We start from the raw sequence: 15,328 nt of genomic DNA, 5'->3' as shown, positions 1-15,328 counted from the left end.
TATAAAATTATTTTTAGATACGACTATGGCTTACTTCTCAGCAGTATCTTTTGAAGACTTAGAATCTGAACTAGATACCTCAATATCATTCGTTTCAGGATTAATGCTCACCGTCAACACCGAACCAGTTTGCACAGTTCCTTTTAGGATTTCTTCCGCAATTGGATCTTCTAAATACTTTTGTATTGCCCGTTTTAACGGACGTGCTCCAAAATTACTGTCATAACCTTTATCCGCAATGAAATCTTTTGCTTCATCCGTCAAATTGATGGTATAACCCAAATCTGCGATACGCTTGAATAATGACTTCAATTCAATATCGATGATTTTGAAGATATTTTCCTTTGTCAATGAGTTAAATACAATCACATCATCAATACGGTTCAAGAATTCTGGCGCAAAGGCTCTTTTCAGAGCTGTTTCAATCACTCCACGAGAATGTGCATCCGACTGTTGTGACTTTGCAGCAGTAGTGAAACCCACACCTTGACCAAATTCCTTCAATTGGCGTGCACCAATATTAGAAGTCATAATAATAATAGTGTTTCGAAAGTCCACTTTGCGGCCTAAGCTGTCAGTCAATTGGCCTTCGTCCAATACCTGCAGCAACAGATTGAATACATCCGGATGCGCTTTCTCAATCTCATCCAATAAGACAACGGCATAAGGCTTACGACGTACTTTCTCAGTCAATTGACCACCTTCTTCATAACCAACATATCCTGGAGGCGCTCCAACAAGGCGAGATACTGCAAATTTCTCCATGTATTCGCTCATGTCAATTTGGATCAGTGCATCTTCTGTATCAAACATGAAGCGCGCTAATTCTTTAGCTAATTCTGTCTTACCAACACCAGTAGGACCTAAGAAGATGAAGGAACCAATTGGTTTTTTAGGATCTTTTAAGCCTGCACGTGTACGTTGGATCGCTTTCACCAATTTACCTACGGCATCATCCTGACCAATAATTCTTCCCTTCATCAGCTCCGCCATATTCAACAGTTTCTGACCGTCAGACTGACTAACCCGTTGCACAGGAATACCGGTCATCATCGCCACTACTTCAGCAACATTTTCCTCTGAAACAGTATAACGTTTAGATTTTGTTTCTTCTTCCCAAGCTATTTTCTCTTTCTCAAGCTCTTCGATCAATTTCTTTTCTGTATCACGCAACTTCGCAGCTTCTTCGTATTTTTGACTCCGAACAACCTTGTTTTTCTCTAATTTGACCTCTTCAATTTTATTTTCAATGTCGATAATAGATTGTGGTACATGTATGTTATTCAAATGCACACGAGAGCCCGCTTCGTCTAACGCATCGATTGCCTTATCTGGTAAAAACCTATCCGTAATATAACGGGTTGTTAACGATACACAGGCTTCAATAGCTTCGGCTGTATAAGTCACATTGTGGTGATCTTCATATTTCTCTTTGATACGGTTCAATATTTCAACCGTTTCGTCATGTGTAGCCGGCTCAATGGTTACGCGTTGGAAACGGCGGTCCAAAGCACCATCTTTTTCAATGTATTGACGGTATTCGTCTAATGTTGTAGCACCGATACATTGAATTTCGCCTCTTGCCAAAGCCGGTTTGAACATGTTGGAAGCATCTAACGATCCTGAAGCTCCACCTGCACCTACTATGGTGTGAATCTCGTCGATAAATAAAATGACATCCGGTGATTTTTCCAGTTCGTTCATGACCGCTTTCATACGCTCCTCAAATTGACCACGATATTTGGTGCCAGCAACCAAGGATGCAAGATCCAATGTGACGACACGCTTATTGAATAATACACGTGATACCTTTCGTTGAACGATCCGAAGCGCAAGACCTTCGGCAATCGCCGATTTACCTACTCCGGGTTCACCGATCAATAGGGGATTGTTCTTTTTGCGTCGGGATAAAATTTGAGAAACACGCTCAATTTCTTTTTCGCGACCTACAATAGGATCTAATTTACCCTCTTCGGCAGCTTTGGTCAAATCGCGGCCAAAGTTGTCCAATACTGGAGTTTTAGATTTGATATCCGAAACTTTTTTAGGTTGGACATACTGATCATCCTCAGCAAAATCATCATCGCCTGTAGGAGAGCCCGGAGCCTCATCCTTAATGGTGGTTCTATTTTGCTCCACTTCAGATTTGAAGATGTCGTAAGTCACATTGTATTGTTGTAAAATCTGAGAAGCGATATTATCTTCATCTCGTAAGATAGCCAATAATAGGTGCTCCGTTCCGATGATATCCGATTTGAATATTTTAGCCTCCAAATAAGTAATCTTCAAAACTTTTTCAGCCTGTTTTGTTAATGGCATGTTGCCAATAGGAGCGCGTGAAACTGATGCTCCCTTCACTGCGTCTTCCACAGATTGACGTAGTGCTGTCGTGTCAATGCCTATGTTTTTAAGGATTTTTATCGCCATTCCATCGCCTTCACGAATTAAACCGAGCAATAAATGCTCTGTTCCTATATAATCGTGACGCAATCTCAAAGCTTCCTCTCTACTGTACGATATGACATCCTTTACGCGCGGTGAAAATTTTGCTTCCATTGAATACCTTTCTGTTTTATATTAAGGTTATATAAATGTAGTAAATTCTGCATTTTAAACCTTAAATTTATTTTAAATAATGTCATCAACAATTAAGCCATGACCGTTATACGTCCAAAATGTCAGTATAAAAGATTACATTTGTATGTTAATATAACAAGAGTTTTCGAATTTTTTTAAATTTTATGTCAGACGAGAAGATCATTTTTTCGATGGCGGGTGTCAACAAAATCTATCCGCCTCAAAAACAAGTGTTAAAAAATATCTATTTATCTTTTTTCTATGGTGCCAAGATTGGCGTGATTGGTTTGAACGGATCAGGTAAATCTTCCCTATTGAAAATAATCGCTGGATTGGATAAATCTTATCAGGGCGAGGTGGTATTCTCCCCGGGGTATTCTGTGGGTTATTTGGCACAAGAGCCGCAATTGGATCTGGAAAAAACTGTGCTTGAAGTGGTACAGGAAGGTGTTGCCGAAATTACAGCGATATTACAAGAATACGAAGATATCAATGAGAAATTTGGCCTACCAGAGGTGTATGAAAATGCCGATGAGATGGACAGGTTATTGACGAGACAAGGAGAACTTCAAGATAAAATTGATGCCACCAACGCTTGGGAAATTGATTCAAAATTGGAAAGAGCTATGGATGCCTTACGTTGTCCTGAACCCGATGCGAAGATTGTCAATTTGTCAGGTGGTGAACGTAGACGTGTAGCATTATGTCGTTTATTGTTGCAGGAACCGGATGTGCTGTTACTGGACGAGCCGACCAACCACTTGGATGCGGAATCAATCGATTGGTTAGAACAACACTTAAAACAATATAAAGGAACTGTTATTGCTGTTACCCACGACCGCTATTTCTTGGATAATGTTGCCGGATGGATCCTTGAATTGGATCGTGGCGAAGGAATTCCTTGGAAAGGAAATTATTCTTCTTGGCTAGATCAAAAAGCAAAACGTCTGGCGCAGGAGGAAAAACAAGAAACAAAACGGCAAAAAACGCTCGAACGTGAGCTTGAATGGGTTCGTATGGCACCAAAAGCCCGTCATGCCAAATCAAAAGCTAGATTGCATAACTATGAAAAATTAGCCTCCGAAGAGACCAAAGAACGTGAAGAAAAATTGGAATTGTTTATTCCTCCAGGACCACGTCTGGGTAACTCGGTCATTGAGGCAACGAATATCTCTAAAGCTTATGGTGATCGTATTTTATTTGAAAATTTAAGTTTTATGTTGCCGCCCGCGGGTATTGTTGGGATTATTGGACCAAATGGAGCGGGTAAAACGACCTTGTTCCGCCTCATTACAGGACAGGAAACGCCCGATACGGGTTCTTTCAAGGTGGGAGAAACAGTGAAATTGGGCTATGTGGACCAAATGCACCACGACCTCGACCCTGAAAAATCAGTTTGGGAAAATATTACAGGAGGCAGCGACAATATGATGTTGGGTAACCGCCCCGTGAATTCGAGAGCTTATGTTTCGAAATTTAATTTTAATGGCGCTGATCAGCAGAAGAAAGTAGGTGTGCTCTCTGGTGGGGAAAGGAATCGTGTACATTTGGCGATCACATTAAAAGAAGGATCCAATGTACTCTTGCTCGATGAGCCTACAAACGATATCGATGTGAATACACTGCGTGCCTTAGAGGAAGGATTAGAGAACTTTGGCGGCTGTGCGGTAGTGATTTCACACGATAGATGGTTTCTGGATCGTATTTGTACTCATATTCTCGCTTTTGAAGGTGATTCACAGGTATATTTCTTTGAGGGTAACTACACCGAGTATGAAGAAAACCGGAAAAAACGTATCGGTGACGTGACACCACACCGCATTAAATACAAAAAACTGGTAAAGTAATATAAAATCATGGAAAGCGGAAGGCTGTTAGCTGCTATAATTGATCATGCAATTGATGGCATTATTACCATAGACAACAGGGGAAATATAGAAAGCATTAACCCTGCTGCCCTGGAACTGTTTGGATATCAGGCAGACGAGGTGATTGGCCACAATGTCTCCATGCTGATGCCCGAGCCAGATCGTGGTAATCATGATACCTATATTCATAACTATCAGACTACCGGCCACAAAAAAATTATTGGGATTGGGCGCGAGGTGATGGGGCTTAAAAAGAATGGCGAAACATTTCCATTCCGATTGGCTGTCAGTGAAGTCTGGTTGAAGGATAAAAATATCTTTACTGGATTTATTCATGACCTAACGCGTGAGAAAGCTGCCGAGGAAATGCTTAGACAGCATGCGGTTGAACTTGAGAATAAAGTTAGCGAACGTACGAGTGATCTGATATCTTTAGTTTCCGAACTGGAAAAGGCCAAAGCAGAAGTTTCTAAATCGCTGGAAAAAGAAATTGAACTAAGTCAGCTAAAATCTCGCTTTGTGTCAATGGCTTCGCATGAGTTTCGAACACCTTTGAGTTCCGTTCAACTGTCGGCTTCTCTGATCGAAAAATATGCCGAAAGACCGGATGATAAAGTTAATATCATTAAACATACGAATAAGATCAAAGGGGCCGTACAATTGCTGACCAGTATTCTGAATGATTTTCTTTCCCTTGAGAAGCTCGAAACTGGTATTGTTGTAGTAAATAAACAATATATCAATTTGGTCGAATTAGCTGAGGAAATCACCGAGGAAATGCAGTTGATCTGTAAAAAAAATCAGCATATTGTTTATCAGCATACCGGAGAAATCGGCCACTTTACCTTAGACTCTAATTTGTTGAAAAATGCTTTGGTTAACCTCATTTCCAATGCGATCAAATATTCAGGAGAGGATACATTAATTGAGTTTACAACGTGTATCGACGAGGAAGGTTGCTTAATATCAGTAAAGGACAACGGTATTGGAATACCCGAAGAAGATCAGGTTCATTTGTTTGAGCCATTTTTTCGAGCACATAACACAGGTAACATCCCGGGAACCGGATTGGGACTGAATATCGTAAAAAGGTATATAGAACTCATGGAAGGTCAGATGGAATTTGAGTCTGAAGTGCATAAGGGAACCTCATTCCGGGTGAGTTTTAGGTAAAGTGGAGTTGGTAATAAAACGAGGCATAAACGTTTCAAACATAAAGACGATAGAATAATTAATTGCAGATGAGAAATAAAAAGACAATTCTAATTATTGAAGATAATATTGACATCCGGGAGGGAACTACCGAAATATTGGAGTTGACAGGTAGGTATGATGTCATTACGGCCGAAAATGGACGTATTGGAGTTGACCTGGCGACCAGGCATATTCCTGATTTGATTCTCTGCGACATCATGATGCCCGAGCTGGATGGATATGGGGTGTTATTTATGCTAAGTAAAATTGAAAGTACAGCTAAAATCCCATTCATTTTTTTAACTGCAAAAGCGGAGCGTGCAGATATGCGTAAAGCGATGGAAATGGGAGCAGACGATTATTTGACGAAACCTTTTGATGATGTCGAATTGATGAACGCGATAGATGTACGCCTTAAAAGACATGAACAGCTCGCGGCAGATATCCCTCAAGAGGGAGATTTTAGTTTGAACGCCGAAGAGCAAGTCCTGTTGCTGCAGGAGCTCATTGTTAATTCACGTGTAAAGACAGTGAAGAAAAAACAATCTATTTATGAAAAAGATGATTCGCCAACATATGTCTATTTTGTGAAATCTGGTCAGGTGCGTAGCTTTAAGTCATATAAAGATGGAAGAGAACTGTCTACAGGTATTTTTATTGAGGGAAATTACTTTGGATATGCCTCTATCTTGTTGAATGATAATTACGAAGACTATGCTGAAGCGGTTGAACCAAGCGAAATTGTACTGATCCCAAAAGATAGTTTTTTGGAGTTGCTTTGGAAAAAACCAGCAATAGCCAGTAAGTTTATAAAGCTTCTTTCTGTCGATTTACGTGAAAAGGAAGAGCAATTACTCGGGTTTGCCTATCACTCTGTCCGTAAACGTGTCGCCAATGCGCTACTCAGTGTTGCCGAGAAAAGTGGTATCAATATCAATGCCGTCAATACGTGTTCAATTGATGTGACAAGGGATGGTTTAGCGTCAATCGCAGGGACTGCAAATGAAACAGTTTCCCGTATGCTTTCCGATTTTAAAGAAGAAAAATTGATATCGAAAGAGAAAGGTAAAATATATATCAATTCGATCAGGAACCTTCGAGATGTGAAACAGTAGGTAAAGAAACGGAGATTTAAAAATAATATTTTAAAGGCGTGTTCAGTTTTTCTGAACACGCCTTTTCTCTGAAAGGGCAGGTCGTTGCTCTGAATGAAGCTTTATAACCAGCGCCTATAGTCATAGGCATTTGCGAATTGTGATAAAAATCATTTTAAGGTGTGGTGCTGTATCATGGTTTTGCGCTTATGCATGATTTACTTTTGTTCTTAGGATAAACCTTAATTGGTGATTGTAGAATCAGGATGAAAGTAGTAGTATATAATGTAAGATCATTTGAAAAAGAGTTTTGGGCACTAGCGAATGCCAAACAACATGATTTGACTTTGATTTCAAATGGGTTAAATGCGGAAACACAGAACTACGCGCGTGGAAAGGATGCGGTAGTGATTTCCGTGAGCGATATTTTGGACGAGAGCATGCTACTTAATTTAAAAGGGTTAGGAATCAATAAGATTATGACCAGAAGTAAGGATACTACTCATATTGATCTGGCAAAGGCTGGCGATCTGAATATACAGATTGCTAATGCCCCATTTGAAGATCAAAGTCCAAAAGGATTGGCTGAGCAAACTGTTCGGAATCTCAACCTATGGGGGATAGAAAAATGTGTGGGAAAAGCCTGTTGTTGTTTAGACGACTGTGCTAAAAAACTAAAATAAAATGATGACAACGCAGGTTAAAATGGAAGAATTGGTGCGGAAATATAACGTAGCGGCACCGCGCTATACAAGCTATCCTACTGTTCCTTTTTGGGATAACGAAACATTTTCTAGAGTGGCTTGGACAGCTCAAGTGTACCAGACATTTCAACAGTCGAAAGAAAAAGGGATTAGTTTATATATCCATCTTCCTTTTTGTGAAAGCCTATGTACTTATTGCGGCTGTAACACCCGTATCACAAAAAATCATCGTGTTGAAGAACCCTATATCGCATCTCTTTTGAAGGAATGGGAGATGTATGTCGCTCTATTTAATGGCGAAAGGCCAGTGCTGGCAGAGATACATTTGGGAGGAGGGACACCAACCTTTTTTCATCCGGATAATCTGAAGATGCTTATCGAAGGAATTCTCAAACTCGCAGATGTGGCCCCAGACAGTTCATTCTCCTTTGAAGCTCATCCTGCCAACACAACTGTCACTCATTTAGAAACTTTATTTAGTTTGGGATTCCGTCGGCTCAGTTTGGGTATACAGGATTTTGATCCTCTTGTCCAGTTTGTGATTAACAGACAACAAACATTGGAAGAAGTGGAGTTGGTTATGTTGAATGCGCGAAAAATTGGATTTGACTCCATTAACTTCGACTTGATCTATGGATTGCCTAAGCAAACACTATTTACAGTGGAAGATACGATACAAAAAGCAATGCAGCTAAGCCCTGATCGGATTTCCTTCTATAGCTATGCGCACGTGCCTTGGATAAAACCTGGTCAACGGCATTATACCGAAGCGGACCTGCCCAGTGGTGCTGCCAAATTAGCCCTTTATAATCTTGGGAAAAAAATGATTTTGGCGCATGGCTATGAAGATGTCGGTATGGATCATTTTGCGAAAAAAGAAGATGAGTTATTTGTAGCCTTTCAACAGGAAAGATTGCACCGTAATTTTATGGGCTATGCAGATCGATTTAGCCCCTTGCTCATCGGTATAGGGGTTTCTTCAATCAGTGACGCCTGGGGTGCATTTGCTCAAAACGTAAAGACGGTAGAGGAATATCATAAGCTCATTGAAACAGGCGAGTTGCCTGTTGTAAAGGGGCATTTACTCCATGAAGAGGACCTCATTGTAAGACGTTATATCTTAGATATGATGTGTAAAGGTAAAGTACAGTTGCAAGAAGGTGAGCCGTTAAACGGACAAATTAAAGACGAATTATCCGAGCTCGTAGCAGACGGTTTGGTAACGATAACGGGCGACCTTATAGCGTGTACTGTTGTCGGCCGATCTTTTTTAAGAAATATCTGCATGGCCTTTGACCAGCGATTATTGCGCTCAAGGACACGAAATCAATTATTTAGTCAAGCAATTTAGAACAAAGGAATGGGAGAGCTTAGGGAAGAAGTGCAACTTGCAGAAAAATGTTTCCATTGTGGTGATAAAATCGAAGAAACTGGCTATCGGCTAGATCATCATGACTTTTGCTGCCTGGGATGTCAGACTGTATACCAGGTGCTGAACGATAGTGGCATGCAACAATACTATCGCTATAATCAGCATCCTGGTAAATCGAACAAATCTACGCATGAAGATTTTTCTTATCTGGATGAACCCGAGATTGCCAGTAAATTAGTGGATTATAAAGATGATAAGATGACCATCATCACTTTTTATATTCCAGCTATTCACTGTAGCTCCTGCATCTGGCTGCTGGAAAACTTATATAAACTCAACCCTCATGTGTTGCAATCGCGTGTGGACTTTATGAAAAAGCAGGCGAGCATTACATTCAATCACAATGAACTACCACTGAAAGATTTAGTCTATCTTTTGGTGAATATAGGTTATGATCCTAAAATCACTTTACAGGATGTTGTTAAAGAAGGAAATAAGAATAATCTAAATCCTTTGGTCGCAAAAATTGCTGTTGCCGGTTTCTGTTTTGGAAATTCAATGCTCTTCAGCTTTCCCGATTATTTTGGAATGGGGAGTTTTGAAAAGGAATATGCCAATTTCTTTGGTTATATAAACCTTGCCTTTGGTATTCCTGTCTTATTGTATTGTGCATGGGACTATTTTAAATCGGCTTACCTGAGCTTGAAACAAAGACGTTTGAATTTGGATGTGCCGTTGGCCCTCGGGATTCTTGTATTGTTTTTGCGTTCTGCTTTTGAAGTGGTTACACAGACGGGCGCAGGTTTTACGGATACGCTGTGCAGCTTGGTGTTTTTTATATTGATCGGAAAATGGGTACAACAACGTACCTATTATCATATCTCGTTTGAACGGGATTATCGCAGTTATTTTCCCGTCGCAGTAACCGTATTGACCGAATCTGGCGACAGACCCGTACAACTGGCAGACGTCAGTGTAGGTGATCGTATCTTGGTTCGCAACAACGAAATTATCCCTGCCGATGCGATGCTTTTAAAAGGGGATGCTGCGATCGATTTCAGTTTCGTGACCGGAGAATCGAGCCCGATGAGCAAAACCTTGGGCGAAATTATCTATGCAGGCGGACGTCAAACCGGCGAAGCGATAGAACTTGAAGTAGTCAAACCTATTTCACAATCTTATTTGACAAAATTGTGGAATAACGATAATTATAAAGATTATGACAAACATTTTCAGACTTTTGTCAACTTTATAAGTAAATATTTTACTGTTGTTTTATTGGCTATTGCATTATTGGCAGCGCTATTTTGGGCTGTTGATGGAAATGCAAGCAGGGCTTGGGGAGCTTTTACGGCGGTATTGATTATCGCATGTCCATGTGCGTTGGCGTTGAGCTCTCCATTTACCCTTTCCGCGGCGTTAAGTATTTTTGATCGAAATAAGTTCTATGTAAAAAATACTGCTGCCATTGAACAGATGGCAACGATTGATACCTTGGTGTTCGATAAGACTGGTACAATATCATCACCCAAGGCAACCTCAATTTATTTCGAAGGTAGCCTTTCAGCAGTCGACAAAGAGGTGCTGAGTGCTGTTTGTAGAAATTCCAGCCATCCATTGAGCCGCGAAATTGTCAAGTGGCTCAACGTCTCTTCTATTAGTGCAGTGCAGGAATTTAAGGAATTTCCTGGAAAGGGGATGCAGGCCAAGGTAAATGGTAATGAAGTTAGAATCGGTAGCGGAGGTTTTCTTGATATTGGACATATTAAAACAGATGGGTCGGTGGTTTTTGTTCGCATAGGCGGCGAGCTAAAAGGATACTTTACTATGGAGCAATCCTGGCGGGATGGTCTTTCGGCGTTGATTGAAGATTTTAAAGTAAATTATCACCTCCATTTAATCTCTGGTGATAACGATAGACGCCTGGATGCGTTGCAGCTCATTTTTCCTTCAAATGCAAGTTTGCTTTTCAATCAATCACCTATGGAAAAGCTTGAGACAATTCAAAATTTTCAGGAGGTTGGAAAGCATGTCTGCATGATTGGTGACGGACTTAACGATGCAGGAGCATTGCGCAAGGCTGATCTTGGAATCGCTGTAAGCGATGATATCAATAACTTTTCACCGGGCTGCGATGCGATACTCGATGGGGAGTCATTTTCAAAAATGCCGGATTTCTTCGCTTTTAGCAAGGATGCGGTAAAAGTAATACATATGAGCTTTGGCATTTCACTATTATATAACGTAATTGGGTTGAGCTTTGCAGTGCAGGGTATTATGTCGCCGTTATTTGCAGCGATTCTAATGCCAATAAGTACGGTAACCATCATCTCCTTTACAAGTCTTATGACAAGATGGTATGCCAAACGCCGTAAACTCTAGTTCTTATGGAAATAATATATATTCTGATCGGGTGTAGTGTGTTGTTGGCCTTGGTTTTTCTATGCGCTTTTTTTTGGGCAAATAAGACTGGTCAGCATAACGATACCTATACACCTGCTATTCGGATTCTGTTTGATGACGAAATGACAGAAGGAGATGAAAAATAGGTGGCGTAACTAAAACGTTATCGTAATTAAATCAATTACTTTTCTTTGTATTTAAGGTTATTATCAATAAAATTGGGGGTAAATACCAATTTGAATCAAAAATTTATGCATAATAATCCATTTACATTAAAAGATAAGGTAGTCGTAATTACGGGCGGTACAGGAATTTTAGGTGAGGCATTTGTGGAGGCATTAGCCGAGGCAGAGGCCAAGGTCGCAATCCTGGGACGTAATGGACAGATCGGTGTAGAGCGTGTTCAGCAAGTGGAGTCCCTAGGCGGCGAAGCTATATTTGTGGAAGTAGATATCATGAACGAACAGGATGTCAGCAGGGCGAAGGATGAAGTGTTGCAAAAGTGGGGGAGAATAGACGCCTTAGTTAACGCGGTTGGCGGTAATATTCCAGGTGCAACAATCGGTGCCGATCAAGATCTGTTTGCTAGCAATATTCAGGATACCATCAAAGCCATTGAGCTTAACCTGTATGGTACGATGATTCCTACCCATATTATTGGCCGGGTGATTGCAGAAAGCGGAAAGGGGGTCATTGTTAATATATCTTCCCTTACTGCTAGTCGTCCCTTCACGCGTGTTTTGGGTTATACCGTAGCAAAACACGGAATCGATGGTTATACAAAGTGGATGGCAACAGAACTTGCGCAGCGTTACGGTGATCAGGTTCGTGTCAATGCGATTGCGCCAGGAGTATTCTTAACCAAGCAAAACAAAAACTTATTGATCAATCCCGACGGTACACATAGTGATCGTACTAAACGTATTCTTAATGCAACGCCCTATAACCGCTTGGGTGACCCGCGTGAGTTAAAAGGGACTTTAATCTATTTATTGAGCGATGCATCGGCTTTTGTGACAGGCGAAACTGTTTTTGTAGATGGCGGCTTTAATGCATGGTGCGGCGTATAATTAAGTTTTAAGATGAGAAAACTAGAACAAACATGGCGTTGGTATGGTCCAAATGACCCCGTATCTTTACAGGATATTAAACAGGCTGGAGCAACTGGTATTGTGACAGCGTTACATCACATTCCACACGGTGAGGTATGGCCACTTGCGGATATTCAAGAAAGGAAACGCATTATTGAAGACGCTGGCCTTACTTGGTCTGTGGTGGAAAGTGTGACGGTACATGAGGAGATTAAGACAAAAGGGGCAAAGGTGGATGAGTATCTTCAAAAATATAATACGACGTTAATTAATCTGGCGAAATGTGGTATCAAGACGATTTGCTATAATTTTATGCCAGTGCTGGATTGGACACGTACCCAATTGGATTTAACCATGGTAGATGGCTCAAAAGCCTTATATTTTGATTGGATTGATCTGGCTCTCTTTGATATATTTATATTAAAACGTGATGAAGCTAGGTCAGCATATCCAGAAGCTGTTGTCAAACAGGCGACTTTACGTTATGATGAAATTTCTGAACAGCAAAAGCAGGAATTGGCAAATGTTGTTTTGATGGGAATCCCCGGAGAAAAAAGTGTGGAATTGGACGCATTGAAAGCGAGCCTTAATACCTATAAACATATTGGAAAAGACGGTTTACGCGATAATCTGATCTATTTCCTTCAGGGGATTGCATCGACTTGTGAGGAGAACGGTATATGTATGACCATTCATCCAGATGATCCACCGTATCCTATTTTAGGTTTACCCCGCATTGCCAGTAACGGCGAAGATTTTGACTACTTTCTGAATGCAGTTCCACAGCAATTCAATGGTGTTTGTTTCTGCACAGGATCATTGGGTGCCAGTCAGACAAACGATTTGCCAGCTATCCTAGAAAAAATCAAAGGGCGTGTAAACTTTGTTCACTTACGTAATGTGAAGAAGGATGCGATCGGGAGTTTTTACGAAGCAGACCACTTGGATGGTGATGTCAATATGTATAAAATTATGAAGATATTGGTTGCTGAAAATCAATTGAGATCGATAGCTATTCCATTCAGGCCCGATCATGGCCATCAGATGTTGGATGACCTAAATAAGGTGACAAATCCAGGATACTCTGCGATTGGAAGACTGAGAGGGCTAGCTGAATTGCGGGGTTTAGAATATGGTATTATTGGTGAATGATGCCAATAATTCACGTAAAGATTAGCGATCTTATGCGGTAATTTAGATCAGACGCAATGATAGTCGGAAAATAGGGGCGCTTACTTCTTATTTTCCGACTTTTATTTTAATTATGTGGACAAACACTATAATGGCAAACATTATAGGGAAGATTTGCGAATAATAAGCTGTGTCGGGAGCTCAATCGTTTCAAATTCATGTATTGGTCTTGTTTGATTAATGGTGGCGATTAGTTTGTTTGTCGCTAGTTCCCCAATTTCTATTGCTGGCTGTACAACTGTGGATAGTGCCGGATTTAATGAAGCTGCAATTTGTGTATTTGAAAAGCCAATTACAGCTACCTCAGAAGGAACCTGGATCTGAAGATCGGCCAAAATACCCAGCGTCCGGCTTGTAATAACATCTGTAGCACCGAAAATTGCATCGATATTTTTGTTTTCAATACATTCTTTTAGCAAAACTTCTCGAATTGTTTGGTCTATATCTTTGGTGTTATTCAAACTACATTCAATATAGTGTTTATTATCAAAAGGAATTCCCGCGTCTGATAAAGCAGATATAAAGCCATTTAACCTTTCGGTTGCCACACCCAAGTTCTTTCCCGTAATATGCAATATACTTTTTTTACCCTGCTCGGTGAGATGCTTTGTGGCATTGTAGGCGCCTTGAAAATTATTGACACCCACCTTAAATGTATCAAGCTGGTGGTTGATACGATCAAAGATAACAACTGGTATCTGAGATTTTATCAATGCTTTTAGTTCATCAATATTTGAATCTGAAGATACCGGAGCTATCATTAAGCCATCAATTCCACGCATACGCAAGACGTCAATACAATTTTTCTCAATCCGTTCGTCTTCCCGGCTTTGCATGAAAATAACATCATACACGGTTTGCTGAGAGGCTATTTGGATCCCATCCAAAATTTGTGAAACGAATGTATTGCTGATATTGGATACGATAACTCCTATGGTGTTGGACTTTCCTATTTTTAAGCTTCTTGCCAACTTATTTGGTTGGAAATTATGTTTTTTGGCGTATTCCTGAACGATCTTTTTAGTGGCTTCACTTATTTCATAACTGTCCGATAATGCTTTGGAAACCGTAGAAACAGAAATATTGAGTGCCAATGCTATATCTTTCAGGGTAGTTCTGCTCATCGCTTTGTTGGTTATTTTAAGAAGATAAATCTACATAAAAAAATATATATAAGCATTTTTATATGCTTGCATTGTTACTCTGTAGCAGGCATGTTACGCAATACACCGTTACCACCTTCTTATTCCTTAGTTTGGTTTTTGTTTACCTATAGCTTAGCCTTAAGTTAGGTTTAGTATAGGTACAACCTATACTAAACCTAAACTAACCCTAACTAAACCCTAACTAAACCCTAAACTAACCCATAATATGATGTAGCTTTAAATACCCTCCATTGGCCGCCCAATGCGACCATATTGCGGCCGTTTAAATTCAGCTCGGCGCTGCCTGCTTCATGCGAACTGGGCAAGATACCGGTCATGAGCCCCGGCGGCGTGCGTTCCACATACTTCGACTTCTCCGGCCATTCCGTCATAGCGCAGCTGCCGGCTGCCCGCCCCCCCGCCCGGAGAACCTTTCACCGGCCAACTGTCCCTGCAGTTCCGCTCCGGGAGGGGGCTGCCGAAAAAGAATCTCCCATCTTTCCAGGCAGTTATGCCCAAAATGAAATAAATAAGAACAAAAGGCTTGGAAGTTTGTTCCTAAACTTCCTATCTTTGCACCACTCCGCAAGGGAGGAACGGTTGCTTCGAGGGAGGAAACACTGAAAAAAGAGGGGGTTAATGTGGGTTACACGCGGAAATCGAAAAAATAGAAAAGAAAAAAACTGCAA

At 40.7% G+C, this 15,328-nt stretch carries 12 protein-coding genes; 9 read left to right on the top strand and 3 right to left on the bottom strand.

Going from position 1 to position 15,328, the window contains the following annotated elements:
* Positions 1 to 30 precede the first annotated feature (30 nt).
* Positions 31 to 2,556, bottom strand: a complete 2,526-nt coding sequence (locus B3139_RS09705; RefSeq protein WP_293882373.1) for an ATP-dependent Clp protease ATP-binding subunit — start codon at positions 2,554 to 2,556, stop codon at positions 31 to 33.
* A gap of 185 nt (positions 2,557 to 2,741) precedes the next feature.
* Here B3139_RS09705 and ettA point away from each other — a divergent pair, with 185 nt between their 5' ends.
* The 9 genes from ettA to uxuA all read left to right on the top strand — a co-directional run bounded on the left by ettA (position 2,742) and on the right by uxuA (position 13,455).
* Positions 2,742 to 4,424, top strand: coding sequence for an energy-dependent translational throttle protein EttA (gene ettA, locus B3139_RS09700; RefSeq protein WP_209579133.1), 1,683 nt, complete (start codon positions 2,742 to 2,744; stop codon positions 4,422 to 4,424).
* A 9-nt stretch (positions 4,425 to 4,433) separates the two neighbouring features.
* On the top strand, positions 4,434 to 5,618 hold the full coding sequence (locus tag B3139_RS09695) for a PAS domain-containing sensor histidine kinase (RefSeq protein WP_293882370.1): 1,185 nt from the start codon (positions 4,434 to 4,436) through the stop codon (positions 5,616 to 5,618).
* A 68-nt stretch (positions 5,619 to 5,686) separates the two neighbouring features.
* A complete protein-coding gene (locus tag B3139_RS09690) occupies positions 5,687 to 6,754 on the top strand; it encodes a response regulator (RefSeq protein ID WP_293882368.1) in 1,068 nt (355 codons plus the stop codon).
* A gap of 245 nt (positions 6,755 to 6,999) precedes the next feature.
* Positions 7,000 to 7,416, top strand: a complete 417-nt coding sequence (locus B3139_RS09685; RefSeq protein WP_209579136.1) for a lactate dehydrogenase — start codon at positions 7,000 to 7,002, stop codon at positions 7,414 to 7,416.
* 1 nt (position 7,417) lies between these two features.
* Positions 7,418 to 8,788, top strand: coding sequence for an oxygen-independent coproporphyrinogen III oxidase (hemN, locus tag B3139_RS09680; RefSeq protein WP_293882366.1), 1,371 nt, complete (start codon positions 7,418 to 7,420; stop codon positions 8,786 to 8,788).
* A gap of 9 nt (positions 8,789 to 8,797) precedes the next feature.
* Complete coding sequence (locus B3139_RS09675) at positions 8,798 to 11,191, top strand: heavy metal translocating P-type ATPase (RefSeq protein WP_293882364.1); 2,394 nt, start codon at positions 8,798 to 8,800, stop codon at positions 11,189 to 11,191.
* Between the two features lie 5 nt (positions 11,192 to 11,196).
* Complete coding sequence (ccoS, locus tag B3139_RS09670) at positions 11,197 to 11,358, top strand: cbb3-type cytochrome oxidase assembly protein CcoS (RefSeq protein ID WP_209579138.1); 162 nt, start codon at positions 11,197 to 11,199, stop codon at positions 11,356 to 11,358.
* Positions 11,359 to 11,463: 105 nt separating this feature from the next.
* Positions 11,464 to 12,282, top strand: coding sequence for an SDR family oxidoreductase (locus tag B3139_RS09665; protein ID WP_293882359.1), 819 nt, complete (start codon positions 11,464 to 11,466; stop codon positions 12,280 to 12,282).
* A 12-nt stretch (positions 12,283 to 12,294) separates the two neighbouring features.
* Positions 12,295 to 13,455 carry a mannonate dehydratase gene (gene uxuA, locus B3139_RS09660; RefSeq protein WP_293882357.1) on the top strand — a complete coding sequence of 387 codons (1,161 nt, stop codon included), beginning with the start codon at positions 12,295 to 12,297 and terminating at the stop codon, positions 13,453 to 13,455.
* Between the two features lie 140 nt (positions 13,456 to 13,595).
* Here uxuA and B3139_RS09655 read toward each other — a convergent pair whose 3' ends face one another.
* Both B3139_RS09655 and B3139_RS09650 read right to left on the bottom strand, forming a co-directional pair.
* Positions 13,596 to 14,618, bottom strand: coding sequence for a LacI family DNA-binding transcriptional regulator (locus B3139_RS09655; RefSeq protein WP_293882355.1), 1,023 nt, complete (start codon positions 14,616 to 14,618; stop codon positions 13,596 to 13,598).
* 230 nt (positions 14,619 to 14,848) lie between these two features.
* Positions 14,849 to 15,001 (bottom strand): hypothetical protein, encoded by a 153-nt coding sequence (locus tag B3139_RS09650; protein ID WP_293882353.1) that lies wholly within the window; start codon positions 14,999 to 15,001, stop codon positions 14,849 to 14,851.
* Positions 15,002 to 15,328 lie beyond the last annotated feature (327 nt).

Origin of the sequence: Sphingobacterium sp. UBA1498, assembly GCF_002325125.1 — a bacterium.
GTDB lineage: Bacteria > Bacteroidota > Bacteroidia > Sphingobacteriales > Sphingobacteriaceae > Sphingobacterium.
The sequence above is the reverse complement of the archived record's forward strand: the minus strand, read 5'-3'. Positions and strand labels throughout refer to the sequence as shown.

Bases quoted from the DNA above. Each gene is read 5' to 3' on its own strand.
- ettA (WP_209579133.1), top strand. From the start codon at position 2,742: ATGTCAGACGAGAAGATCATTTTTTCGATGGCGGGTGTCAACAAAATC.
- B3139_RS09695 (WP_293882370.1), top strand. From the start codon at position 4,434: ATGGAAAGCGGAAGGCTGTTAGCTGCTATAATTGATCATGCAATTGAT.
- B3139_RS09705 (WP_293882373.1), bottom strand. From the start codon at position 2,556: ATGGAAGCAAAATTTTCACCGCGCGTAAAGGATGTCATATCGTACAGT.
- B3139_RS09655 (WP_293882355.1), bottom strand. From the start codon at position 14,618: ATGAGCAGAACTACCCTGAAAGATATAGCATTGGCACTCAATATTTCT.
- B3139_RS09690 (WP_293882368.1), top strand. From the start codon at position 5,687: ATGAGAAATAAAAAGACAATTCTAATTATTGAAGATAATATTGACATC.
- uxuA (WP_293882357.1), top strand. From the start codon at position 12,295: ATGAGAAAACTAGAACAAACATGGCGTTGGTATGGTCCAAATGACCCC.
- B3139_RS09665 (WP_293882359.1), top strand. From the start codon at position 11,464: ATGCATAATAATCCATTTACATTAAAAGATAAGGTAGTCGTAATTACG.
- B3139_RS09685 (WP_209579136.1), top strand. From the start codon at position 7,000: ATGAAAGTAGTAGTATATAATGTAAGATCATTTGAAAAAGAGTTTTGG.
- B3139_RS09675 (WP_293882364.1), top strand. From the start codon at position 8,798: ATGGGAGAGCTTAGGGAAGAAGTGCAACTTGCAGAAAAATGTTTCCAT.
- hemN (WP_293882366.1), top strand. From the start codon at position 7,418: ATGATGACAACGCAGGTTAAAATGGAAGAATTGGTGCGGAAATATAAC.
- ccoS (WP_209579138.1), top strand. From the start codon at position 11,197: ATGGAAATAATATATATTCTGATCGGGTGTAGTGTGTTGTTGGCCTTG.